The sequence below is a fragment of the Rhizobium sp. 01T437 genome, from assembly GCF_056398505.1.
Genome location: NZ_JBFTPM010000005.1, coordinates 379511 through 404597 on the forward strand (window position 1 = coordinate 379511; position 25087 = coordinate 404597).

The window sequence follows — 25087 nt, forward strand, 5'->3', positions numbered from 1 at the left end:
TCAGGCGGCCAGTTCGTCCGTCTCGTTTTCCTTGAACATCTTTGCGAGGTTCAGGAAGCAGATCATGCCGTTTTCGGAAGCGATGATACCTTCGCAGAACGCACGGTCGAAGGACGCGGTCACTTCCGGAACGGGTTGAACATGGCTGGAAGAAATCGTCAGGATGTCGGAAACGCGATCAACCAGCATGCCGATGACCATATTGTGCACTTCGGCGACGACAATGGCGCTGCGCTCGTTGGCGACAGTGCTCTTCATGCCGAGCTTGTAGGCGAGGTCGATGATCGGGATGACCGAACCGCGCAGGTTCATGACACCGATGACATCTGCCGGGGAGTGCGGGATCGGCGTCGACGGCGCCCAGCCGCGGATTTCGCGGATGGTCGTGGTCTTCACGCAAAACTCCTGATCGTGCAGGCGGAAGGCAATGATTTCGAGCGTGTCGCCGCTGAAGCTAGTGGAGTTGATCGTGGCCATTAGAATTCTTCCCAACTATCGTAAGCCAGGGCAGAAGCGACAGCGCCACCATTGGCGCGGACGAGCTTTGCCTTCATACCACGCGATGGCTTTGCACCCGGCGAAGCATCGTTACGGTTATCGATGACATTAACGGAAGAGTGTTGCCCAAATCTAAACTGCGAGACGAGATTGCGAAGGTTTTCAGTCTCGGACGAAAGTCGGGCGCTTGCCGCAGTCGTCTCCTCCACCATGGCCGCATTCTGCTGTGTGCCCTGATCCATGACGTTGACGGCCTTGTTGATTTCCACAAGCCCGGTCGATTGTTCGCGCGAGGACTCGACGATCGCCGTGACGTTGACGTCGATATTGCCGACCTGGGCGACGATCCGTTCCAGTGCCTGACCGGTCTGGCCGACAAGGTCGACACCGCTTTTCACGTGCTCCGAGGAGGTGGTAATAAGCGCCTTGATCTCCTTGGCGGCGCTGGCCGAGCGCTGCGCGAGTTCACGCACCTCCTGGGCGACGACGGCAAAACCCTTGCCGGCTTCGCCGGCACGCGCAGCCTCGACGCCGGCGTTCAACGCTAGCAGATTGGTCTGGAAAGCGATCTCGTCGATCACTCCGATGATATTGCTGATCTCGCGCGAGGATTTCTCGATCTGACCCATGGCGTCGACCGCCTTGCGGACGATACTGCCGGAATGTTCTGCGCCGCGCTTCGTTTCCGCGACAAGCCCGCCTGCTTCGGCGGCGCGGCCGGCGCTGTCGGCAACGGTCTGGGTGATTTCATCGAGTGCGGCGGCGGTTTCCTCGACGGTCGCGGCCTGCTGTTCGGTGCGTTTGGACAGCACGTCTGCGGCTTCCTTCGTTTCACGCGCACCGCTGGCGATCGCCTCGGCGTTGTTGAGAACCGTGCGCATGGCGCTGCCGAGCCTGTCGATCGCGGCATTGAAATCGGTCCGGACCTTCTCCAGCGCGGGCGGGAAAGGATTTTCGACACGCTTCGTCAGATCGCCCTCGGCAAGCGCGGTCAGGCCGGTTGCCAGATCATCGACAGCACGGACGCGTTCGGTGACGTCGGTCGCGAATTTAACGACCTTGAAGATCCGGCCGCTCATGTCAAAGATAGGGTTATAGGATGCCTGGATCCAGACAACTTTGCCGCCCTTGCCGATGCGCAGAAATTCCTCGGCGACGAACTGGCCGGCGGCAAGCTTCTTCCAGAATTCCTTATAGGCTTCGGAGCGCACATAGTCCGGCTCGCAGAACATACTGTGGTGCTTGCCGCGGATCTCCTCCAGCCGGTAACCCATGACCGAGAGGAAATTGTCGTTCGCCAGCAGGATTTCGCCATCCGGCGTGAACTCGATGACGGCCTGAGCCCGCGAGAGGGCAGCGATCTTGCCTTCGGCATCGGCAGCTTTCAGTTTGACTGCGGTCACATCGCTTGCCAGCTTGACGATCTTGTAGGGTTTGCCGCCCGACATCAGCGGGTTGTAGCTAGCCTGGATCCAGACCTCGCGGCCGTCCTTGCCGATGCGCTTGTATTCACCGGCATCGAATTCGCCCCGACCGAGCTTCCGCCAGAATTCCCGGTAGGCCGGGGAGGCGACATAATCCGGCTCACAGAAAATACTGTGATGCTTGCCGACAATGTCGCTGAGCTTGTAGCCCAGCGCCCGGCAGAAATTCTCGTTCGCGTTCAGGATCTTTCCCTGCAGGTCGAATTCGATCGTCGCCTGCGATTTCATGAGAGCTGTGACGATCGCACGTGAATCCGGCGTCGCACCCAACGAAAACAATGACATTTCAATCCCCCGATGTGTGATGGCAACCAGCCGACGTCTCGGAGAATGGTTCGGATTTCGCGCATGACGGACCGCAGTAAAACTGCAGTATATCCGGCAATACTTGAAAGTCCGTCCGGCCTCGCAAACGCAGCGGGTCGGCCCAATTCATTCGTGAACCCCATGGCCCTAAGATGCGGAGCTGATCTCTAATCGCATCAATTAAATATAATTTCTTGATTAAGAATTAGTAACCAAATCTACTTTTGACCGGATTTTGACAGCTTCTCATGAATTTTAACAGATGAAATCTAGTTTCATCTGAGAATATCCGGCATCGGTTGCAAAATAATCCGCAACTTTACTTTAGGTTATTGTCTTTTCAATTTGCGAGATCGCCCAATCGACCTGTTCCTTAGTGATGATCAGCGGCGGCGCGAAGCGAATCGTGTGGTCGTGCGTGTCCTTGGCGAGGAGACCGCGATCCTTCAGTGCGTAGCAGTATTGCCGGGCACCACCGGCCTCCGGCTCCAATTCGACCGCAAGCATCAGGCCACGGCCGCGCACGTCCTTGACGATGTTGGAGCGAATGGAGCGCAGACCTTCGAGAAAATAGTCGCCCATCGTCTCGGCGTTCTCGATCATTCCTTCTTCAGTCAGCACCTTCAGGGCCGCGCGGGCGACCGCACAGGCCAACGGGTTGCCGCCGAAGGTCGAGCCATGCTGGCCGGGCTTGAGCACGCCGAGGACTTCAGAATTCGAAAGCACGGCTGAAACAGGATAAAAACCGCCGGAGAGCGCCTTGCCGATGAGCGTCACGTCGGCTTCGATACCTTCATGTTCTTCGGCGAGCAGCTTGCCGGTGCGCCCAAGGCCGGTCTGGATTTCGTCGAGGATGAGCGTGACGTTGTTTGCCGTGCAGAGTTCGCGCACGCGGGTAAAGTAACCGACCGGCGGAATGATGACGCCAGCCTCGCCCTGGATCGGCTCGATCAGTGCTGCGACGGTATTGGCATTGATGGCCGCCGCGAAGGCCTCTGCATCACCGAAGGGAACGATGCGGAAGCCCGGCGTATAGGGCCCGAAGCCGGTACGGGCGTCGGGGTCAGTCGAGAAGCTGATGATGCTCAGCGTGCGGCCGTGGAAATTGTTGGCGCAGACGATGATCTCCGCCTTGCCCTCCGGGACGCCCTTCACCTCATAGCCCCATTTGCGGACCGCCTTGATGGCGGTCTCGACGGCTTCCGCACCTGAGTTCATCGGCAGGATCTTGTGGGAGCCAGTCAGCGCGGCCAGCTCTTCATAGAGATAGGCGAGCTGGTCGTTGCGGAAGGCGCGCGAGGTGAGTGTCAGGCGGCCGGCCTGCTCGACCATGGCGGCAAGGATCTTCGGATGGCAATGGCCCTGGTTGACGGCAGAATAGGCCGAGAGGCAGTCGAGGTAGCGCTTGCCATCCGTGTCCCAGACATGAACACCTTCCCCTCGCGTCAGCACGACATCAAGCGGCTTGTAGTTATTGGCTCCAAGACGTTGTTCGGTGGCGATGAGGTTCGACGAGATGTTCATGGCCGGTGCTCCCTTATGCGGCGCGTGTAGGACGATCGAAGATACGGCGGCCGAAGAGGCTTGCCGTCATCTCCACCATGATGCGGGCACTCTTGCCGCGGTCATCAAGGAAAGGATTGAGTTCAACGAGGTCGAGCGAGGAGACGAGGCCGCTGTCGGACAGCATCTCCATGATGAGGTGCGCTTCGCGGAAGGTGGCACCGCCGGGAACGGTGGTGCCGACGCCGGGCGCAAAATCCGGATCGAGGAAATCGACGTCGAAGCTGACATGCAGCAGGCCGTTCGCCTTCTCGATCGTTTCCAGGATCTGGCGGAGGATTATAGCCACGCCCTGTTCATCGAGCGAGCGCATGTCGAAGACATTGACGCCGTGCTTGCGGATTTCGACGCGCTCGGAGGCATCGACTGAGCGGATGCCCACCTGGAAGATCTTCTTCGGATCGACGAGTGCACGGTCCTTCGGCAGGATCTCTGCAAAATCCGCCAGACCGCAGAAGAAGGCGACGGGCATGCCGTGAATATTGCCCGACGGCGAGGTCTCGGGCGTATTGAAATCCGAATGGGCGTCGAGCCACAGCACGAAGAGCGGGCGGTCTTTTTCAGCGGCATAACGCGCCATGCCGGAGACGCTGCCCATGGAAAGGCTGTGGTCGCCACCGAGGATTAGCGGGAAGTGGCCGGCTTTCGCCGCATCATAGGTGGCTGCTTCGAGCGCACGCGTATAGGCGCCAACGATGCGAAGATTATGTGCGTTCGGGTGGTTGGGAAGGTCTCTGGCCGGGACGATGCTGAGATCGCCCGTGTCGACAACAGTGTGGCTGAGATCGGTCAGCGCCTTGTCGACACCCGCAATGCGCAATGCTGTCGGTCCCATGCCGGCACCCCTGCGGCCGGAACCTTCTTCAAGGGGAACACCGATAAGAGCGACAGATCGAGATTGTACTTCCATTCCGAGGGCTCCGTTCTGAGGCCTGTTTTGGCCGATAGTGGGATAAAGTGGCGGCGGCAAATAGATGGAAAAGTGTCAGAAATGGATTATGATTGCGCAGATTGATAAAGCTAATTTGACAAAGTGAAACCGTGGACGATCTCGACAATGAGCTTCTGAGTGCCCTTCGGCACAATGCGCGAATCTCCGTCTCATCGCTTGCGGCGCTGACGGGGGCTTCGCGGGCGACGGTTGCCACGCGCATCGACCGGCTGGTGGAAAATGGCACGATTGCCGGCTTCACCATCCGCACCGGTCACGAGACGCGTTCCGCCGGCGTTCGGGCCATCGTCATGATCGAAGTGCATGGCAAGCTTGCCGACAAGGTGGCAACCCAGCTTCGCGGCTTGCCACAGGTGCGCGCGCTGCACAGCACCAACGGCAAATGGGATTTCGTCGCCGAGCTCGAGGACCGTGACCTCGTTTCCTTCGACGAGACGCTGCGCCGGATACGCCTCTTCGACGGCATCAATACCACCGAAACCAACATTCTGCTGAAGACAAGCAAGGCGAGCTTTTAGGCTTCAATTTTCCAGGCTGGCCTCAATATTCATGCTCATAGACGATGCCGGCTTCACCCGCGCCATTGCCGCCGGCGGCACCGCGCAGCTTCACGCCGCGGCCGACATCCAGATTGATGATTGCCTTGGCGCCGGCTTCTCCGCCCTGCTGCAGCTCGAAATAGGTCCGTTCGTTGAGGTAGCGGCCGACACTGACGCTGGTCCGGCCCTTCGCATCCGTGCTGATGTCGAGGTCGTCGACGCCGAGCTGGTTGCGGAGCCCTTCGAAGAGCGAGGTCGAGCGGTTGCCAGCGAGCTGGCTGACGGCATCGGCAAGCTGGGCGATCTGCACCGGCGACAGGCGGGACATGGATTGGCCGAAGATGAGCTGGGCCAGCACCTCATCCTGCGGCAGCGCAGGCGAGGAGGAGAAGGTGATGGCGGGATCGGTTGCAAGGCCCGCGACATTCACCGTGAGCGTCGTGCTGCCTGACGTGGAAGTGGCCTCCATATCGAGAGCAGGCGTCAGATCGCCGGCAAAGGTGATGCGGCTTCGGTCGGAGAAATCGAGCCGGCGATTGAGGATCGTCAGACGGCCGCGGCGCATGGTGAAGGCGCCAGTAACTTCGGGTGCGGCAGCCGAGCCGCGGATCGTGATGTTACCGCCGACTTCCGCGTCGATGCCACGGCCGCGCACGAAGATCTGCGAGGGTGCATCGAGCTGGATATCCAGCATGATGGTCGAAGATTTTTCCCGGGGCTGCTGCTGAGCATTGTCCCTGAGCTGGGCGAGCACGGCGGGCGGCGCGTGGATATGGCGGATATCGATTTCACGCAGCGATGTCGGCAGCCTCTCTGGCACGGTGATCGAAGCCTTGTYGATGTGAAGCTTACCATCAAGCGTTGGATTGGAAAGCAGCGGTCCCCTAAGGCCGAGCGTGCCGTCGACCGTTGCGACAACCAGCGTGCCGTCGACATAGACCGCGTGGTCCAGGCGGATGGAAAGATCGGCGGGGAAGGTGCCGCTGATGCCAACCGAGCCGCTCGCCGAGATCGAGCCGCCGCTTGCGAGCCTGCCGTTCAAGCGGGAAATCACTGCCTGCTGGCCGTTGAACGTGATGGTCGCGCCAAGGCCTTCGAGGGCGAGGTTGCGGCGCACGTCGATCAGCTTTGCGCCATCCGTCGTCACTGTGCCGTTGATGACAGGGGCAGCCGTCGTGCCGCTGACTTCCAGGTTCACATTGGCGACGCCTTCGGCAACGAGACCTTGCTGAGCGAGCTGCGCACCGAGAACGGCGAATGGAAGACTGCCGTTGAAGCGCATCGACATGGCACGGTTGCCTGTCATTGCGAGAGTGCCGCCGCCTTTCAGCGACAATCCGCCGTCGCCGGCAAGGCTGGTGTCGACCGTCAGGCGGTTGTCGGCCAGCTTGCCGCTTGCGCCGATAGTGAGCGGGGCGAGGCCGGCGCCCTTCGTCTGGTTCGTTTCGGCATTCTTCCAGTCGACCTTGAAATCGATCGAGGGAAGGGGAAGCGATCCCGAGGCAGTCGCTGTCGCCGTGATGGCGCCTTCGGCACCAAGGTTCGGAACAAACCCATTAGCAACGGCCGCCGGCAGATTGGCGATATCGGCCTTGGCATTGACGCCCTTGATGGTCGTTCCGGCTATATCGAGATTGCCCGCTGCCTTCAGCGAGACACCGCCATTGCCGTTAAGATTCGCGTCGAAATCCAGCCGGTTTTTGCTGAGTTTGCCCGAAGCGGCGAGCGTCAGGCCGGAGAGGCCGGCAGTCCTGGTCTGTTTCGTTCCGGCGTTTTTCCAGTCGATCTTGAAATCGGCGGAGGGGGCGGTGAGCGATCCGGAGGCTGTCGCCGTCGCTGTGACGATGCCTTCGGCTCCAATATCAGGGACGAACCCATTGGCGACGGCGGCCGGCAGATTGGTGATATCGGCCTTCGCATCGATGCCCTGGATCGTGGTGCCCGCCAATGCGAGATTGCCGGCCGCTTTCAGCGAGACGCCACCTTTGCCATTCAAATTGGCGTCGAAATCCAGACGGTTGCTGACGTATTTGCCCGAAGCGGCGATTGCGAGGCCTGAGAGGCCGGCGGTCTTCGTCTGGCTTGTTGCTGCGTTTGCCCAGTCGAGCTTGAAATCGACCACTGGTTCCGTCGGCGTACCCGAGGTGACGGCGGTGCCGGAGATTATGCCCTCAGCGCCGAGGCCGGGTACGAAGCCGTTAGCGATATTTGCCGGCAGGCCGGCAATGTTGGCATTGACGGCGAGATCGCGAATTGTCGTGCCATCGATCGTCACGCCGCCATTTGCCTTCAGAAGCGCACCATTATCGCTGCCGAGATTGGCGTCGAAATCGACCCTGTTGCTTTCATATTTGCCAGTGGCCTTGGCGGAAAGGCCGGTGAGTCGGTTGCTCTTTGTCTGGCGCGTTGCAGCATTCGCCCAAGCAAGATCGAAGGTGACTGCCGGTGTCGGCAGCGAGCCGGAGGCCGACGCCTTGCCGGAAATCGTGCCTTCGGCGCCCAGATCGGGAACGAAGCCGTTCGCGAGGCCGGCTGGAAGGTTTGCGAGATCTGCATCGACCTTCAGATTGCGCACTGCCGTCCCAGCAAGCTCGACATTGCCCGTCGCCTTCAGCGACAGGGCCTTCGGTCCGGCGAGTATGGCATCGAAATCGAGTTTCTGGTCAGCAAAATGGCCGGTTGCCGCAAGGTCCAGTCCGGTCAGGCCGGCGGTCTTGGTGTGCCGCGTCGTGGCGTCCTGCCAGCTGAGCTTGAAATCCGCAGCCGGTGCGGCAGGCGTGCCTGACGCCGAGGCTGTGCCGGAAATCGTTCCACCGGCATCGAGATCCTTCACGAAACCGTTGGCGATATTGGCGGGAACATTCGCGAGGTTTGCGTCGACCTTGATGTCGCCGATTGTGGTTCCGGTAATAGCGACATTGCCGAGCGCTTTCAGCGATAGTCCGCCCTTGCCGGTGAGCGCCGTATCGAAATCGAGCTTGTTATCCGCAAACCTGCCGGATGCACTAAGCGACAGACCGGCAAGCCTGGCGCTCTTTGTCTGGCTCGTCGCGGCGTTTTTCCAGTTCAGCTTGAAATCGGCCGCTGGTGCTGCGGGCGTGCCCGTTGCCGTAACCGTTCCCGAAATCGTACCTTCGGCAGCGAGATCGGGAACAAAGCCGTTGGCGACCTTTGCCGGCAGGCTGACGATGTCGGCGTTGATATTGAGGGTCGGACCGTTCGGATCCGCAAGGCCGATGTCGCCCGCCGCCTTCAGGGAAAGGCCGTCAGCGCCGCTAATGCCGCCATCGAAGTTCAGCCTGTTGTCGGCGAAGGTGCCCGATGTCGAGATGCCGAGAGGGGCGATGCCGGCGCCTTTTGTATGGCTGGTGGCCGCATCCTTCCAGTCGAGCTTGAAATTGACGGCGGGGGCGGCCGGTGTCCCGGTTACGTTCACCGTCCCGGAAATCGTGCCGTCAGCGGCAAGGTTGGGAACGAAGCTGTTGGCAAGGCTTGCCGGCAGGTCGGTAATGACGGCATCGAGCTTCAGGGTCTCACCAGCCGAACCGGTGACCGATACCGAGCCGCTGCCGGTCTTGACGGTCAGGCCGTTCAGGCTGGCAACTCCCTTGGTGACGTTGACCTGTGCGGGTGACGCCAGTTCGACCGGAATGTTGTGCGGCTTGGCGGCGAAGCGGTCGAGACTGAGATCGATCATGCCGCCTGCAGACTGCACGCTGCCGGCGGCCTGCAGCGGATTGCCGTCATAGCCTGCATCCAGATTGAAGTCGGTGCGGGTCTGCTGTTGGGCGAAATCAAGCGCAATGCCGGTAAGCTTGTTGGTACCGACGCCGAACTCGTCGGCCCGTATCGTGCCGCTGGCTGCAAAAGCTTGAAGGTCGCTGACGGTCACGTCGATCGTCGGCTTGGCGATCGTCAGCGTATCGCGGCGAATGCCGCTGCCGTTGGCGGCAACCTTGAGCGCGATCTTGCCGTCATTGCCAGTAATGTCGACGGAGCCCTTGAGGTCGCCTTCCGCCTTCTGGCCACCGAGAGCGGCAAGCAGACTGATATCAGGGAAGTCGAAGGTCAGCGCGCCAGCCGGCGTCATGCCTGACGAAAGCGTGAGGTTGCCCGCCAGGCGATTGCTGCCGACATCGGCCGTCAGCGCGGGGATAGAAATGATTCCCTTCTCGGATTTGACGTCCCCATTTATGCCGATCGGCTGGCCGTCGATCGTGCCGGTCGCGGCGATCCGGCCCTGCGGAGCAGTAGGATCGGCGGAGCCCGTCAGGTCGATATTGAGATCGCCGACCTTGCGATCGGCCATCTGCAGGCTGGCGGCTTTCACATTGGCGGTGAGTGCAAGTGCCGGAAGCGTGCCGCTTGCCTTGACGCTGTAATCCGCTTCCCCACTCGTGCCTGACAGCAGCCTGCCGATATCGGGAAGCTTGCCGGCGAGATCGGCCGTCAGCACGTCCTCATCGAGCGTGACGTTGCCGCCTGCCTCGATGGTCGGGGATTTGATCGTGATGTTCGACAGCGTCACCTTGGAGGGGATCGTGCCGGCAATCTGGGTTTCGAGGTTGATCGGTGCATCGAACTTTTCGGCAACAGCCGGCGGCAAGGCGGCGGGCTGGACGGTAAATTTCGCATTGCCGGTCAGCGTATTGTCGGCCAGGCGATAGGAGCCGTTGAGATCGGCGCCGATATTGGCGCTTTCGACCGTCGTGCCGTTGAAGCCGATGCCGTTGCGCGAAATCTGAAGCGGCGCGACGAGTGTGATCGGACCCCGAACGGCGCGGTTGAGGTTGGGCTCGGTGAAGGTGGCGTCACCCGCGACGAGGCGCAACTGGATATCGCCGGCACCATTGGCGAGATTGAAGGCATCGCTCTTGGCCGTCAGCTTGACGTTGCCGATATCGGCCTGTGGCATCGTGGCGGAATCCAGCGACCCGCTGGCGTTGATGCGCACGGCCTGAGCCTGTCCGGTCATCGCCAGATTGAGGCCCGAAATCATGAAGCGCGCTTCGCCATCGGCAAGCGGCCAGCGGAAATCGACCGGACCCGAGGTGCCGAGCACATTGGCATTCAGGCTGTTATTGCCGGCAGGATCGAGCGTGCCGGAAGCGGCGATGACGACGCTGCCGGTCGCGAGATTGCCGGTCTGAATATCGATCTTGCCATGATCGTCGAAGGTCGCGGATACATCGATATTCGTCTGGCCTGCAAAAAGCGGCCGGAATGCCATGGGGAGCAACGAGCTTACATCGCCGCCGCCCTTGAGGTCGAGATGATGCAAGCCGTCGGGCGTGATTGCGTGCTTGCCTTCCAGCGAGGCACGTTGCTGGCCATCGAGGGCAGCCTGCAGCTTGCCGTTCCAGTCCGAGATCGGACCTTCGCCGTTGAGCGCAATATTGACCGCCGGGCTGCCGGGCAGACCGAGAAAGCCGGCGAGCAGGCCGCCCTGCGGTTCGGCAAGCTGGGCGTTCAGCCGCAGATGGCCGTTTGCCGGGGTGAAGGCGATATCGGCGGAGAGCTTTGCGTCGGGAACCTGGTGGCGGTTGACGTTAACAAGCGCTTCGCCGCCATCGCCATCGGCTCTGAGGTTGCCGGTGGCGGCAAGCGAGAAGGCGCGGCCGGTCAGCGGTGCGCCAAGGGAAATATCGGGCAAGGCGATATGCTCGATATCGATCTTCAGCGGCAGCCGGAAGCCTCCGCTGCTTCCTTCCTCCGGAGTCGCCGGCCTGGACGGGAGGGTGCGTACCGGCTGGCGGCGCACGTCGATGGAGGCGACTGATACCTGTCTGGCGTGGAAGGTGCCGGTCAGCAGCGCCAGGGGATTCCAGTCGACGGCGATGCCGCGGATTTCTGCAAATGTGCCACGCGTGTCCGACAGGGTGATCTCGGCTGCGCGCAAGCCGCCGGTCAGCAGGCCCTCGGGTTCGCGCACGGATATCGTCATATCGCGGTTGGACAGCGCGGAAGCGACATTCTCGGTGATGATGCGGGCACCGAAAGAGGTGAAGCCGAAGATCGCCAAAGCAATGACGGCAAGGATGATCGCCGCGCCGAGGCCGTAGCCGACGAGCCGCATTATCCAGTTCATGATTTTCGCCAACATTTGCATAAGAGCGGACACTATCCCGTTTTCATGACAGCTCACAGGTCGGAAAACACTGCGAAATCGGCATTTCTGATAACTGGCCTAGAACGACTGGCCTATGCCGGCATAAATTCCATAATCCGTCCCACCGTCGTACTTGTTCAGCGGTACGGCAAAATCAAGCCGAAGGGGGCCGAAAGGCGTTGCATAGCGGATACCGGCGCCTGCGCCGGCCCGGATATCGGAAAAATCAGGCGCAATGCTGTCCGAAACCGTGCCGACATCGATGAAGGGCACGATGCCGATCGTATCGGTGATCCTGATACGCGCCTCGAAGGAGCCGGTCACATAGGAGCGGCCGCCAGTGGCCTCGCCGTTTTCGTTATAAGGCGAGATTTCCTGATAGCCGTAGCCGCGCACGGAGCCGCCGCCGCCGGCGAAGAAACGCTGGGTGGCGGGAATATCCTGAACGCCGTCGCCGCCGATCAGCGTGCCGGCCGCGAGCTTGGCGGCCAGCACGATGCCGTCTTCGGCGCCGAGACCGAGATAGCCTGATATCGAGCCCTCGAAGGCTGAATAGACCGTTCCGTTCATGAACTCATAGCCCGGCTTTGCCGACAGCGTGGCGTGGTAGCCCCCGGTCGGATTGAATTTGTCGTCGCGGGCGTCGCGATCATAAGTGATAGGCAGCGTGAAGGTCAGATAATTGTTGTTGCCGAAAGCGTCGTCGTCATTCTCGAAGCTCACCTCGCCGGCTGCAGAGATGGTGTCCTGATCCGTCAATTCATAGGAGAGGCCGAGCGAGGCGGTGATGAGCTTGGCGTTATAGGCATCCGGATTTTGCGTCTTGGCGACGATCCCGGCCTTCAGGGTGGCGGACGGATGAATGAAGCCCGGTTTCGTGAAGAGAATGCCGGCGGAGTAATCGAGATCGCCGAGGTCGGACGCTTCGCCGAGGCGTGAGACGGCGCCTTCGATGCGCAGCGATTCGGCCCCGCCGAACAGGTTGCGATGGCCCCAGTAACCGTTGACGCCGAAACCGTCGATCGTCGAATATTGCGCGCCGATGCCGAGGTAACGCCGCTTGCCTTCGGAAACCTCGATCGTCATGGGCAAGGTACCATCGGAGGCCAGCGCGTCGCCTTCGTGGATCGTCACACTGGAGAACACGCCAAGTGCGCGCAGGCGCTCGCCTGCCTTCCTCAGTGCCTCGGGCGAATAGGCTTCGCCCTTCTGCAGGCGGGAATAGCGCTGGATGAATTCCGGCTTGACCCTTTCCTCCCCAGTCACGCCGACGTCGCCGATCGGAGCAACCGGACCACCTTCGGCAGCGAGAACGATATCGGCGGTGTTCTTGCTGTGGTCGGCGACCACGCGCCGCTCGGTCAGCTTGGCAAAGGGCCTTCCTTCGCTCTTCAACTGGTCGACGATCGTATCGCCGGCCTTGATGATGGCGAGCGAGCCGGCTTGCTCGCCGGGCGCCAGATCATAATCGGCGGGATTGCGGTTCGCAGCATCGCCGCCGAACTGCACTTCATTGACAGTGAAGACCGGGCCAGGCGCTATATCCACCTTGACCGGGACGGGCTTTGAACGATCGAAAGTCGGGTTCGGCGRCAGATCGTCTATGTTGCGGCCATCGATGGTAATCGTCACCACGCCGCCGTAGCGCGCCTTTTCGTAGAGTGTGGCGATTAGTCTGTCGCGGTCGTCGCGGGCTTTCACGACGACGCCAAGATCTCCTGAAACCGGACGGTTCTTGTCGCCGACGAGACGAGAGCTGTTCTCCAGCGCCTTCTTGAGGTCGCTATCGGCTGTCCCGGCCTGGAGGTCGACATCATAGCGCACAGGATCGGGCACCTGCAGGTTCTCGTCCTCGTCCTTGCCGAATATGGTGATACCAAAAAGCTTGAATGCGTAAGCATTGCCCACGAGGACTGGTGAAAATGCAGCCGCCGCTGCGACCACCACCATGGCGCCTGCTCGATACGCAATACCCGCTCTCAGGCCCGTCCCTCTAATCCGCATCCGCCGCTTTTTGGTTACATTAAAATGAAGCTCTGCGTTGCCCAGCCGATAGTAAGCTTAGCGGCAAAATCGCGCCACGTGTACCAATTTAAACTGCTGGCGCACTAATTTAGTACAAAAAAATCCCGGACGAGGGTCCGGGATTTCCATTTTTCCCACTCTGATTGCAGATCTCAGCGGCAATCATCGATGTAGCGGCGACCGTACCGGTCCCGGTAATAGCATTGGCCGGGCTGCTCTGCGACCCTGCCGATAAGCGCGCCCGAAACGCCACCGATCGCTGCGCCGACTGCCGCGCCGCGCACGTCGCCGGTGACCACGCCGCCGATAACGGCGCCAGACGCTGCGCCGATACCGGCACCTTGTTGCGTGGGTGTGCAGCTTGCGATCGAAAGACCGATCAATGCGAGTACGAGGACTTTTTTCATCTCTTCTCTCCGAGGTTTTTGGCGCCCCAGCGGGCGGATGTCGTCCCTAACGTGTTTTTCTCAGGCTAGCCCGAAAACTATGTCGCAAGAAGGGCTTGTCTACCACCATCGAGCTTTTTTTCGTAAGGCGCGGGTTTCTTTCCACGATTAAAAGCGAATTTTTCGCCGGAATTGACGTCGATCAATTTCCCCGATGACGGCTCGCATATTTTTTATCTGGAATCATTCAAAAGTCTGCGCCTTTTGCCGCAGTTGATGTTAAATCAGGGACGAAAGGGTTGACGTCCGGTTGCCGTCTCAGCAAGAAACAGCCGTACGAACTGGAGCATATGATGGATTTCGAAGCGTTTTTCAAAAGCGAGCTGGACGGGCTTCACACTGAGGGCCGTTACCGCGTTTTTGCCGATCTGGAGCGCCATCGCGGTAACTTTCCGCGTGCGACGCGCCACACGGCGAATGGCGAACAGGAAGTGACCGTCTGGTGCTCCAACGACTATCTCGGCATGGGCCAGCATCCCAAGGTGATCGAGGCGATGAAGGAAGCCATCGATCACTGTGGCGCGGGTGCGGGAGGCACCCGGAATATCTCTGGCACCAACCACTACCATGTTCTGCTCGAACAGGAGCTCGCCGATCTGCACGGCAAGGAAGCCGCGCTGACCTTCACATCCGGCTATGTTTCCAACTGGGCAGCGCTTGGTACGCTTGGCGCCAAGATCCCTGGCCTCATCATCTTCTCCGATGCTTTCAACCATGCCTCGATGATCGAGGGCATCCGCTACGCCAAGTGCGAGAAGGTCATCTGGAAGCACAATGACGTGGCCGACCTGGAAGCCAGGCTCGCTGCTGCCGATCCCAAGGCGCCGAAGCTCATCGCCTTCGAATCCGTCTATTCGATGGATGGCGATATCGCGCCGATCAAGGAAATCTGCGATCTCGCAGATAAGTATGGCGCCATGACCTATCTCGATGAGGTGCATGCCGTCGGCATGTACGGTCCGCGCGGCGGCGGCATTGCCGAGCGCGAAGGCCTGATGGACCGGATCACCGTCATCGAAGGCACGCTTGCGAAGGCTTTTGGCGTCATGGGAGGTTATATCGCGGCTTCCGCGGCGCTCTGCGATTTCATCCGCTCTTTTGCGTCGGGCTTCATCTTCACGACGTCGCTGCCGCCGGCCCTCGCTGCCGGCTCGGTCGCCTCGATCCGGCATCTGAAGGCAAGCCCCTTCGAGCGCGCGCGCCATCAGGATCGCGTGCGAAAACTGCGCACGCTGCTTGACCAGCAGGGCATTCCGCACATGCCGAACCCGAGCCATATCGTGCCGGTCATGGTCGGCGATGCCGCCAAGTGCAAGTGGATCTCGGATCTGCTGCTCGACAATTTCGGCGTCTATGTGCAGCCGATCAACTATCCGACGGTGCCGAAGAAGACCGAGCGCCTGCGTATTACGCCAACGCCGCTGCATTCGGATGCCGATATCGAGCATCTCGTCAGCGCGCTGCATTCGCTCTGGTCGCGCTGTGCGCTTGCCCGTCACGTCGCTTGACGTCACGGCGCCTGATTTTTCAGGAAAATTTCTTTATCGGATGAGCCCGGCAGCCCGTTGCCGGGCTTCCTTGTCTGCGGCGAACACATCGTCCATCGTCGCGGCCGCTGGCAGATCGATGAGATCGTCCATCACTTTTTCGGTGATCTCGGCCATGGCGAGGAAGGGCAGGCGGCCCTCGATGAAGGCTTCGAGCGCCACTTCCTTGGCGCCGTTCAGCACCGCGCCCTGTACACCGCCGCGCGTCATCGCCAGCCGGGCAAGCCGCAGGGCAGGGAAACGTTTTTCATCTGGAGCCTCGAAGTCCAGCCGCGCGAGCTTGGCGAAATCCAGCCGTTCGATCGGCAGGTTCGCCCGGCGCGGATGGGAGAGAGCGTAGCCAATTGCGGTGCGCATATCCGGCGCGCCGAGCTGTGCCAGCACCGAGCCATCCGTATAGCCGACCATCGAATGGATGACCGATTGCGGATGAACGATCACCTCCACCTGCTCGGGGCGCAGGCCGAAAAGGTGCTTCGCCTCGATCATCTCCAGCGCTTTGTTGAACAGCGACGCACTGTCGATGGAAATCTTCAGGCCCATCGACCATCTCGGGTGGGCACGTGCGGTCTCTACCGTGACGTTGGCCATCTCCTCCAGCGAGGATGTGCGGAAGGGGCCGCCTGACGCCGTCAGGATGATACGTTCCACGGCGTGGCGTTGGTTTTCCTCCAGCACCTGGAAGATCGCATTGTGTTCGCTATCGACAGGCAACAGCTTGCCGCCACCGTTTTTCACCGACTCGATGAAAAGATCGCCTGCCGAAACAAGACATTCCTTGTTGGCGAGCGCGATATCGGCGCCGCGGCGTGCAGCGGCAAGAGTAGGAGCAAGGCCGGCCGTGCCGACGATGGCTGCCATCACCCAGTCCGCCTCGCGGTCTGCTGCCTCCATCAGGCCGGATTTGCCGGCAGCGACTGCGATGCCGCTGCCCGAAAGCTCGCTTTTCAGTGATTCGTAATGCCGGTCATTGGCGATGACAGCCAGCTGCGCGCCCGACGATTTCGCTTGCTGGGCCAGCAATTCTACATTGCCGTTGCCGGTCAGGACGGAAATTTCGAAATTGTCCCGGCCGCCCAGATGATCGATGACATTGAGCGTATTTTGGCCGATCGAGCCGGTCGAACCGAAGATACTGAGGCGCCGAGGCGCGGTTTTGCTCGTCATCATGGTCGATTTCGCAAGAAATTGCATATTCGGCATCGGCTCTACAGGGGATCGCGGGAGGCAGCAAGTGTGCGGTGCAGCAAATTTCAGCTCCAGAGGGGTTTACATAGGTCCGCCATGATGTGATCCTGATAAAGGTCCTCACGGGGATGATCATTTGCTGCGGCCGGTTGCGGTCGAAAAAGGCAAATCCGCTGGGCACTGATGTGTCCGACGAGCAACCGGCAATTTATGCCATTGGCCGCGGGCCAAAGAAAAATCGAAGACTGAACCGGGATTGCGTGTCTGCGCCGTCCTTCATTGCGTTCGACGCGAGCGCTCCACGTCCGCTCTGCGCCTATCAGTGCGCGATCGGCGTGCTAGTTCAAACGATGCGATATTATGACGAAAATAAAGATTGCATGCTTTGTTTTTGCGCTTCTGCCACTGGCCAATCCGGTATTTGCGGATGATCTGGTGATCTGGTCGCCGGTGAAGGTATCCACCCGTTCCTACAAAACGACGGTCGGGTTCCGCCTGCCGATGGAATGGGAGACGAGCGCCGGCGCAGATCTCGCACTGGCTTCCAACCAGAGCGGGGCACCGTTGCCGAATTCCGGCCAGGCGATGCTCTGGGGCAAGCTGCAGAAGGTGAGCGTTACGCCGGCCAGCCGTGCGCAGCAGGATGTGACGCTGCAGGTCGATACGTTACGCGGCAGCGGCGCGCTTATGCTCAGCCGTTCGCGAAGCTGGATACTCTCAGATTCGCTCGACATGCAGACGACACGCGCGGTGAGCCTCGGTTACAACGCCGTCGATGCGCGGCAGGCGACGGTGTCGGCTTCGCAGGCGGTTAAGCTGATCTATCCGTGGACCGGTACATCGATTTCGGCCGGGAGCAGCGTCAGCGATTTCAATGGCGACTTTTCCAGCACCGTTGCCATCAGCCAGAACATCCTACCCAATCTCGGCCTGAGCGCGTCTGTGGCCGATCCGCTTTCGACGGGGCGGACGGGAAATGTCAATTTGAACTATCAGCTTCGCTGGTAGGCGAAACCAAAGTCCTGTCCGCCGCGTTTCTCCCTCACCACCAAGGAGGACAGAACGATGGTCTTCAAGGAACAGACATTTCACGGTCATCTGCCCGAGGTTGAGGCTGAATATGCCAACCGCGCGACGCTGGAATCTGCGGTTGCCAATGCGCTGGCCGTTGCTGGCGGTATCGATGCATCCGATGTCGAGGTTACGGCCGAAGGCGACGAGATCGTTTTGAGCGGCCACGTCGGTACGGTTGATGAAATCGAGCGGGCAACAGTCATCGCAAGAACAGTTGAAGGCGTGCATACGGTTCGAAACCGTATTTTGCTTGCTGACTCGATGGTTAACGTTCGACATTAACCATTAACGGAACATTAACTTTCTGTAAGTTCATCCGAGTCGACCCCTGACCTAGGTTTGGACCTATTCCACAGCCCCCGGAAAGTCAGGTATTTCGATGCATCAGATGGAAATGATCAACCGTCGGACATGGAGCAACCCGCTCTCCCGACGCGACTATCGCAATAGCAGCGGCTTCATCAATGAAGGCGAACGTATGGTGTTTGGCATTGGCCTCGCCAATGCCAAAGGCGGCAGCGTCCTCGATATCGGCGTCGGCGGTGGCCGCACGGCAGCGCTTCTTGCCAGGGAGGCCGGCACCTATGTCGGCATCGACTATACGCCCGAGATGGTGACGCTTGCGCGCTCCAACCACCTGGGTCTTTGCTTCGAAAATATGGATGCACGTGATCTTTCGGCCTTTGCCAATGGCTCCTTCGATCTCGTCGTTTTCAGCTATAACGGCATCGACTCCGTCGACGCGGATGGACGCAGATCGGTCCTGCGTGAAGTCTCGCGCGTGCTGAAGGCCGGCGGCACGTTTGCCTTTTCGACCTTCAATCGCAACTGGGACGGTTTTGGCAAAAACCGCGCCCGCTCCTCAATCGTCTGGTCCAACCACCCGGTGAAGCTGAGTTTCCGGCTCCTCAAGCACGCGATGGGACTGGTGCGGGAGCGCCGTTTCGCGCCACTGGAGCAGCGGTATGGCGAACATGCGATCTTACTGCATCGCGCCCATGATTTCGGCATCATGGTCTATGCCACGACACCCGGCCAGCTGCGCTCACAACTCACCGAAAGCGGCTTTAACGGCGAGCCGTTGCTCTTTTCGGTCGATGGTCGCCCGCTCGGTGGCGAAACACTGGCAGACGAGGAATATTTCCACGTCGTGGCACGCAAGCCGTCGCTCAGCTGATCAGCCGAAGCGCTCGGTCAGGAAGCCGGCGGGCGCCTTTTCACCAATGAGCCGATCGGTCTTATGTGTGGTGACGGGGCCTTGCGGCTGGTAGCTGACGGCGATGAGCAGACCGCAGGCGATTGCGCCGCCAATTGCAAGCAGGGTCACTCGAATACGCATGATGGATACTCCTGTTTTTCCGGTAAAACGCAGGAAAAATTCCGAAGTTCCTCATGCTTCAGAAAAGCAGACCCCGACTGGGTTTCCAGCCGGGGCCCGAAATCGTTCTCGTGTCTGAACAGCCGGAGACTTCGTCATGAGACAGATCGGAAGGGCCGTCACACTGGCCGTCGGACTTGCCGGCGGGACGCTTTTTTCGCAGGCGCCGGAATTTGCACAGCAATATCGCCAGCGGATCGGCGGGGCGATCGACGAGCTCAGGGTCATGGTCGACGACTTCACGAAACAGGCCGCAGACCATCATCTCGATCGTCAGCAGGCGCTCGATGTCTATGCCCGTTCTCCTGACGATTTCCTGCGCGATCGCGGCCTTTCGATGCGCAGTACGCTGGAGCGCTATGAGCGCCTCGTCACCCAGCAATCGGATCTTGGCGACGCGGCACCAGTCGCCAAGCCCTTCGTGCTGATGCGCAATGCCGATGAGGGGATAGTTGCCAATACATGGCGTGACTTCGTGCCCGGCGTCCCCGTCAGCTTCGCCGGCCTCGTCTGGGCGGCAATCGGGTTCGTCGGCGGGCGGGTCGTCGCGGCACTGTTCGGGGTTGGCGCAAAACGCGCCGTGCGGTGGCGACCTGGCTATCGGTGAGAGAATGGTGATCCCGACGCGATTCGAACGCGTGACCCCCAGATTAGGAATCTGGTGCTCTATCCTGCTGAGCTACGGGACCACTTGGTTGCCATGCATACAAAAGGCTTGGCAGGAAGCCAAGCCTTTTCAGTGTTTCTAATGTCGTTTCATCTCAGGCGCCGAGGCGCTGTTCGGCAAGGCGCACCCAGTAGGAAATGCCGTGGGCGATTGCGTCGTCGTTGAAGTCGTAGGCGGGGTTATGCAGGCCGGCGGTGTCGCCGTTGCCGATGAAGATGAAGGCGCCGGGACGGGCATTCAGCATGTAGGAGAAATCCTCGCCGCCCATCATCGGATCGACCTCGGGATTGACGTTGGCTTCGCCGGCAATGTCGCTGGCGATGGCGACGGCATGTTCCGTTTCATCCGCATGATTGAAGGTAACGGGGTAGTTGCGGTGGAAGTTGATGTCGGCTGCCGCACCATGGGCAGCGCAGATGCCTTCCACGACTTCGCGGAGGCGCGCTTCGGCCTGGGCGCGCACCTCGTCATCCAGCGTGCGGATCGTGCCGGCGAAGGTTGCGTCATTGGGGATGACGTTATGGGCGAAGCCGGCATTGAATTTGGTGACGGAGACCACGACCGAACGTAGCGGATTGACGCTGCGCGAGGCGATCAACTGCAGGTTCGAGACGATCTGCGCGCCGATCGCGATCGGGTCGATCGTACGGTGCGGCTGCGCCGCATGGCCGCCGCGGCCCTTGATGGTGACGGTGAACTCGTCGGTCGCCGCCATGATGGGGCCTTTGCGGGTGGCGAACTGACCGACGGGCAGGCCCGGCAGATTGTGCATGCCGTAGACCTCTTCGATGCCGAAGCGCTCCATCATGCCGTCCTTGACCATCAGGTTGCCGCCGCCGCCGCCTTCTTCGGCGGGCTGAAAGATCACAGCGACATTGCCATTGAAGTTGCGGGTCTCTGCGAGATATTTCGCTGCACCGAGTAGCATGGCGGTGTGGCCGTCATGGCCGCAGGCGTGCATCTTGCCAGGTGTTTTCGATGCCCAAGGTTTGCCGGTGATTTCGGTGAGCGGCAGGGCATCCATATCGGCGCGCAGGCCGACCGTGCGGGCACCTTCGCCCTTGCCCTTGATGAGGCCGACGACGCCGGTGCGACCGATGCCGGTGACGATTTCATCGACGCCGAATTCCTTAAGCTTTTCAGCAACGAAGGCAGCCGTATTTTCGACCGCGAAGAGAAGTTCCGGCCGCGCATGGATGTGGCGGCGCCACTCTGCGACTTCGTCCTGAAGTTCGGCGGCTCTATTCAGAATCGGCATTCTTGGCTTCCTGTAAATGAAATGCGTGGGGCCTGTCTGAAAGCATCACAAGGGCGTGATGCCTTGGAAATAACTTAGTCAATGACCTTTGCCATGTCATAGCCATATAGGGTAAATAGGGGAAGGTTTCGAGATAATTCCCTGAAGGACGAGCACTTGTCGACGCGCCACGATCGTTTGTTCGCCGCTTTGCGGCCCTTTTCTTTTATAGCGACAGCAACAGCGGTTCTTGTCTCGTCCGTTACACTTGCCAAGGCCAACCCGCATATTCTCGTCGACGTGCAGACTGGTCGCGTGCTGGAGCATGAGGAAGCCTTCCGCAAGTGGTATCCGGCTTCGCTGACCAAGCTGATGACCGTCTATACGGTGTTCGATGCGATCCGCTCCGGCCAGATCAACCTCGACACACCCGTCGTCATGAGCAAGCGGGCCGCGTCGGCGCCACCGGCCAAGATGGGCTTCAAGCCTGGCCAGAAATTCACGCTCGACAGCGCGTTGAAGATCCTGATGGTGAAGTCGGCCAATGACATTGCTGTTGCCGTTGCGGAAGCGGTCGGCGGCACCCAGGAAGCTTTCGTCGTGCGCATGAATTCCGAGGCGGCGAAGCTCGGCATGTCGGATTCGCATTTTGTCAATCCGAACGGCCTGCCGGGCAACGGCCAGTATACGACGGCGCGTGACCTTGCGATCCTGACGGTGGCGCTGCGCCGCGACTTCCCGCAATATGCCGGTTATTTCTCGCTGGAAGGCTTCACGAACGGCAAGCAGAACGTCCCGAACATCAACATGCTGATCGGCCGCTTTGCTGGCGCCGATGGCATGAAGACCGGCTTCATCTGCGCCTCGGGCTTCAATCAGATCGGTTCTGCGACGCGCAATGGCCGGACGCTGGTTTCCGTCGTTCTCGGCACCGACAGCCTGGCGGCTCGCGCCGATGCTACTGCCAACCTGTTGCAGAAGGGCTTCACCACGCAGTTTGCGGCAAATGACACACTAGGCTCGCTGAGGCCCTACGGTCCGGGGCAGGACCAGGTGAACGACATCACGGCCGATATCTGCAGCGCCAAGGGCGCGAAGGTGCGCAGCGAAACGCGCGACGAAGTCGGCCGCATGAAGGTGCAGTCGCCCTATATTCACGAGATGGATCACGAGCCGCAATTCGTATTCGCCGGCCTCATTCCGGGGCAGGATCCGCAGCCGGTCGCGCAGAACGACAAGACCGCCAAGGGCGATGCTGTGGAAGCGCTTGCCAATGTGCCTGTTCCGCTCCCGCGGCCAAAATCCTTCTGAGGAAAAACCATGAGCACGCTTAGCGACAAGATCCCGGTCACCATCCTGACCGGCTTTCTCGGCGCCGGTAAATCGACGCTTCTGAACCGCATCCTCAAAGATCCTGCCATGAAGGATGCGGCCGTCATCATCAACGAATTCGGAGATGTCGGCATCGATCATCTGCTTGTCGAAAGTTCCGGTGATTCCATCATCGAGCTCTCCGATGGCTGCCTCTGCTGCACCGTGCGTGGGGAACTGGTCGATACGCTGGCGAACCTGATTGATGCAGTGCAGACGGGCCGTGTGAAGCCGGTCAGACGCGCGGTCATCGAAACCACCGGCCTTGCCGATCCGGCTCCCGTCATGCAGGCGATCATGGGCAATCCGATCATTGCGCAGAATTTCGAGCTTGATGGTGTGGTCACCGTCGTCGATGCCGTGAATGGCCTGCAGACGCTCGATAATCACGAAGAGGCGCGCAAGCAGGCGGCTGTCGCCGATCGGCTGATCGTTTCGAAACAGAGCATAGCCGGCGATACGGATACGCTGATGGCACGTCTGCATGGGCTCAATCCGCGCGCCGCCGTCATGGACGCCGACAGCGATGAGGCAGGCTCAGCGCGTATTTTCGTCAACGGGCTTTATGATCCCGGCACAAAAATCGCCGATGTCCGCCGCTGGCTGCATGATGAGGACGAGCATGAGGGCCATCATCATCACGACCATGGCCATGATCACGGTCATCACCATCATCATGGCCACGAGCATCAAGACCCGCACGATATCAACCGTCACGATGCGTCGATCCGCTCCTTCTCGATCATCGAGGAGAAGGCAATCGATCCGATGGCGCTCGAAATGTTCATCGATCTCCTGCGTTCGGCGCATGGGGAGAAGCTTCTGCGCATGAAGGCGATCATCGCCACCTCAGACCGGCCGGAGCGCCCGCTGGTGCTGCACGGCGTCCAGAGCATCTTCCACCCGCCGGTGCGGCTTGCTGCCTGGCCGAATCCTGAGGACCGGCGCACGCGCATGGTGCTGATCACCAAGGATCTGCCTGAGGCTTTCGTGAAAGATCTCTTCGACGCCTTCCTGGGCAAGCCTCGGATCGACACGCCTGACCGGGCTGCGCTCAGCGACAATCCGCTCGCCATTCCRGGCATGCGGATCTAATCAGAAAACGCTCTATCCCTTGCGGATCAGGAAACGGTGGCCGCGCTCGGTCTTTTCCGTGCTAACAAGCTCGTGGCCATCTTCATTGCAGAAATGCGGGATATCGATGACGGCAAGCGGATCGCTGGTGTCGACGAGGATCATCGCACCGCTCGGCATAGCCGCCAGCTTCTTGCGCGTCTTGATGACGGGAAGCGGGCATTTGAGCCCGCGCAGATCGTAGAGAATGGCGTCCAAGCCAATCAGTTCCTGGCCCAGAACTTCCAGAACGGCTTCTTGGTGGCGTCGGCGGTTTCCTGCGGCGCGGGCTCGGGCGCGGCATAGGCCAGCGGGTTCTGCATCGGTACCGGGATGTTTGCCGGCAGTGCTGCGGCAACGGCAGTCACTTGAGCCTGCGTTGTCGGCGTTGCGCCATTGGCAGTCTTGGCGGCAACGCTCTGGGCGGACTGCTTGGCCATCATGTCTTCAAGTTCAGCGACCTTGACCATGCGGCCAGCTTCCAGCGATGTGCCGGTTGGCGCATAGGCCAGTTCACGGCCTTTGCGGAGCTTGGCGACAACGGCCTTGCGCTCGGCCTCCGTCGGGTCGTACCAGGCAAGGCCGTCATATTTCTTCAGGGCCGTCTGATAATCGGCATCATAGGTCTTGCCGTAAGAAGCGAGAGCCACCGTCAGCGCCGGCGGCGTTGACATGGCTGGGCACTTGCCGGCCGGATTGAAGCTGCCGCCATCGGTTGCCTGCTGGTTGAAGACGTATTTCTTCTCGCAGACATTCACTTCCGGCGGGCGCTTGGTGACTTCGAAATTGTCGTAGCCGACCTTCAGCATCTTCCAGAAATCGTAATTCGTATCGAGGCGGTGCTTGACCATGTTCTCGGCGGTCATGCGGAAGGGGAACGCCTGAAGCTGAACGCTTTCCTGGCCGCCCTTGAAGGCGTCACGGGCAAAGGCGTAGATTTCCAGAACCTGCTGGTCGGTCATCGAATAGCAGCCGGACGATGAGCAGGCGCCATGGATCATCAGATCGCTGCCGGAGCGGCCGTTGACGGCATCATACCGGTTCGGGAAACCGGTGTTGATCGCCAGATAATATTTGGAATTGGGGTTCAGGTTGGCGCGGCTCAGGTTGTAGAAACCTTCCGGCGCCTGCCGGTCGCCGGTCTTCACCTTCGGGCCGAGCTTGCCGGACCAGGCGCAGATCTTGTAGCCGGCGATCTTCTCAAACCGATTGTCCGTCTTCGCCTTCCAGACTTCCAGCGCACCTTCTTCCTTGAAGATGCGGATCATGATCGGCGAGTTGCGGTCCATGCCCTTGGCCGATATGTCGGCAAGGATGTGGGCGGGAAGCGGCTGCTCCACCTTGTTCTTGACGGTCGAAAGGTCGATGCCTTGAGCCGATTCCAATGCATCATTGCAGCCGGTCAGAGCCAGCGCCATGAGCGAAACATAGGCAAAATGACGTATGCGCATTCAATCAGCCCATCAATAATGCGACCCAACCCGCTTGCGGAAACCGGGCGTAGCGCGGAATCATAGGCGGCTTATACTTGATAAATCCTTACCAGCCTATGACTTACCCCAAGGTGCCCTGCAAGCGCTGATGTTACAG

Annotated in this window: 20 protein-coding genes and 1 tRNA gene; 8 read left to right on the plus strand and 13 right to left on the minus strand. The window is 60.2% G+C overall.

The window, feature by feature from the left end; translation table 11 throughout:
* The 4 genes from AC1DM5_RS12720 to rocF all read right to left on the minus strand — a co-directional run bounded on the left by AC1DM5_RS12720 (position 1) and on the right by rocF (position 4761).
* Positions 1 to 477, minus strand: a complete 477-nt coding sequence (locus AC1DM5_RS12720; protein ID WP_007822287.1) for a chemotaxis protein CheW — start codon at positions 475 to 477, stop codon at positions 1 to 3.
* Positions 477 to 2267, minus strand: a complete 1791-nt coding sequence (locus tag AC1DM5_RS12725) for a methyl-accepting chemotaxis protein (protein ID WP_477822234.1) — start codon at positions 2265 to 2267, stop codon at positions 477 to 479. The genes AC1DM5_RS12720 and AC1DM5_RS12725 overlap by 1 nt, the downstream gene beginning before the upstream one ends.
* A 345-nt stretch (positions 2268 to 2612) precedes the next feature.
* The gene (gene rocD / locus AC1DM5_RS12730) at positions 2613 to 3812 is read right to left on the minus strand and encodes an ornithine--oxo-acid transaminase (RefSeq protein WP_477822235.1); all 1200 of its coding nucleotides are present in this window, start codon (positions 3810 to 3812) and stop codon (positions 2613 to 2615) included.
* Between the two features lie 13 nt (positions 3813 to 3825).
* On the minus strand, positions 3826 to 4761 hold the full coding sequence (rocF, locus tag AC1DM5_RS12735) for an arginase (protein ID WP_477822236.1): 936 nt from the start codon (positions 4759 to 4761) through the stop codon (positions 3826 to 3828).
* A gap of 131 nt (positions 4762 to 4892) precedes the next feature.
* On the opposite strand from rocF, the gene AC1DM5_RS12740 reads away from it, so the two are divergent.
* Positions 4893 to 5321 carry an Lrp/AsnC family transcriptional regulator gene (locus tag AC1DM5_RS12740; protein WP_113324229.1) on the plus strand — a complete coding sequence of 143 codons (429 nt, stop codon included), beginning with the start codon at positions 4893 to 4895 and terminating at the stop codon, positions 5319 to 5321.
* A gap of 22 nt (positions 5322 to 5343) precedes the next feature.
* On the opposite strand, the gene AC1DM5_RS12745 is transcribed toward AC1DM5_RS12740, so the two are convergent.
* The 3 genes from AC1DM5_RS12745 to AC1DM5_RS12755 form a co-directional block, all read right to left on the minus strand.
* On the minus strand, positions 5344 to 11451 hold the full coding sequence (locus AC1DM5_RS12745; protein ID WP_477975077.1) for a translocation/assembly module TamB domain-containing protein: 6108 nt from the start codon (positions 11449 to 11451) through the stop codon (positions 5344 to 5346).
* Between the two features lie 78 nt (positions 11452 to 11529).
* The gene (locus tag AC1DM5_RS12750) at positions 11530 to 13455 is read right to left on the minus strand and encodes an autotransporter assembly complex protein TamA (protein ID WP_477975079.1); all 1926 of its coding nucleotides are present in this window, start codon (positions 13453 to 13455) and stop codon (positions 11530 to 11532) included.
* Between the two features lie 173 nt (positions 13456 to 13628).
* Positions 13629 to 13883, minus strand: a complete 255-nt coding sequence (locus tag AC1DM5_RS12755; protein WP_007822262.1) for a YMGG-like glycine zipper-containing protein — start codon at positions 13881 to 13883, stop codon at positions 13629 to 13631.
* A gap of 332 nt (positions 13884 to 14215) precedes the next feature.
* Here AC1DM5_RS12755 and hemA point away from each other — a divergent pair, with 332 nt between their 5' ends.
* Entirely contained in the window at positions 14216 to 15430 is a 1215-nt protein-coding gene (gene hemA, locus AC1DM5_RS12760) for a 5-aminolevulinate synthase (RefSeq protein ID WP_477822238.1), read from the plus strand.
* Between the two features lie 33 nt (positions 15431 to 15463).
* Here hemA and dxr read toward each other — a convergent pair whose 3' ends face one another.
* Positions 15464 to 16639, minus strand: a complete 1176-nt coding sequence (gene dxr, locus AC1DM5_RS12765) for a 1-deoxy-D-xylulose-5-phosphate reductoisomerase (protein ID WP_477822239.1) — start codon at positions 16637 to 16639, stop codon at positions 15464 to 15466.
* 378 nt (positions 16640 to 17017) lie between these two features.
* Between dxr and AC1DM5_RS12770 the strand changes: the two genes are divergently transcribed.
* The 3 genes from AC1DM5_RS12770 (at position 17018) to AC1DM5_RS12780 (ending at position 18908) form a co-directional block, all read left to right on the plus strand.
* Positions 17018 to 17665: a hypothetical protein gene (locus AC1DM5_RS12770; RefSeq protein WP_477822240.1), complete on the plus strand. Its 648-nt coding sequence runs from the start codon at positions 17018 to 17020 to the stop codon at positions 17663 to 17665.
* 57 nt (positions 17666 to 17722) lie between these two features.
* Positions 17723 to 18013: a BON domain-containing protein gene (locus AC1DM5_RS12775; protein WP_477822241.1), complete on the plus strand. Its 291-nt coding sequence runs from the start codon at positions 17723 to 17725 to the stop codon at positions 18011 to 18013.
* A 106-nt stretch (positions 18014 to 18119) separates the two neighbouring features.
* Entirely contained in the window at positions 18120 to 18908 is a 789-nt protein-coding gene (locus tag AC1DM5_RS12780) for a class I SAM-dependent methyltransferase (protein ID WP_477975081.1), read from the plus strand.
* On the opposite strand, the gene AC1DM5_RS12785 is transcribed toward AC1DM5_RS12780, so the two are convergent.
* Complete coding sequence (locus tag AC1DM5_RS12785) at positions 18909 to 19070, minus strand: hypothetical protein (protein WP_477822243.1); 162 nt, start codon at positions 19068 to 19070, stop codon at positions 18909 to 18911.
* A 136-nt stretch (positions 19071 to 19206) separates the two neighbouring features.
* Between AC1DM5_RS12785 and AC1DM5_RS12790 the strand changes: the two genes are divergently transcribed.
* Positions 19207 to 19716, plus strand: coding sequence for a DUF2937 family protein (locus tag AC1DM5_RS12790; protein ID WP_477822244.1), 510 nt, complete (start codon positions 19207 to 19209; stop codon positions 19714 to 19716).
* A 5-nt stretch (positions 19717 to 19721) separates the two neighbouring features.
* Here AC1DM5_RS12790 and AC1DM5_RS12795 read toward each other — a convergent pair.
* Positions 19722 to 19798, minus strand: a tRNA-Arg gene (locus tag AC1DM5_RS12795).
* A 72-nt stretch (positions 19799 to 19870) separates the two neighbouring features.
* Positions 19871 to 21034: a M20 aminoacylase family protein gene (locus AC1DM5_RS12800; RefSeq protein ID WP_477822245.1), complete on the minus strand. Its 1164-nt coding sequence runs from the start codon at positions 21032 to 21034 to the stop codon at positions 19871 to 19873.
* A 156-nt stretch (positions 21035 to 21190) separates the two neighbouring features.
* Here AC1DM5_RS12800 and AC1DM5_RS12805 point away from each other — a divergent pair, with 156 nt between their 5' ends.
* Positions 21191 to 22324 carry a D-alanyl-D-alanine carboxypeptidase family protein gene (locus AC1DM5_RS12805; protein ID WP_477822246.1) on the plus strand — a complete coding sequence of 378 codons (1134 nt, stop codon included), beginning with the start codon at positions 21191 to 21193 and terminating at the stop codon, positions 22322 to 22324.
* A 9-nt stretch (positions 22325 to 22333) separates the two neighbouring features.
* The gene (locus tag AC1DM5_RS12810) at positions 22334 to 23479 is read left to right on the plus strand and encodes a CobW family GTP-binding protein (RefSeq protein WP_477822247.1); all 1146 of its coding nucleotides are present in this window, start codon (positions 22334 to 22336) and stop codon (positions 23477 to 23479) included.
* Between the two features lie 12 nt (positions 23480 to 23491).
* Here AC1DM5_RS12810 and AC1DM5_RS12815 read toward each other — a convergent pair whose 3' ends face one another.
* Together AC1DM5_RS12815 and AC1DM5_RS12820 are read right to left on the minus strand one after the other, a co-directional pair.
* The gene (locus tag AC1DM5_RS12815) at positions 23492 to 23716 is read right to left on the minus strand and encodes a sulfurtransferase TusA family protein (protein ID WP_477822248.1); all 225 of its coding nucleotides are present in this window, start codon (positions 23714 to 23716) and stop codon (positions 23492 to 23494) included.
* 5 nt (positions 23717 to 23721) lie between these two features.
* Positions 23722 to 24948 (minus strand): L,D-transpeptidase family protein, encoded by a 1227-nt coding sequence (locus tag AC1DM5_RS12820; protein ID WP_477822249.1) that lies wholly within the window; start codon positions 24946 to 24948, stop codon positions 23722 to 23724.
* Positions 24949 to 25087 lie beyond the last annotated feature (139 nt).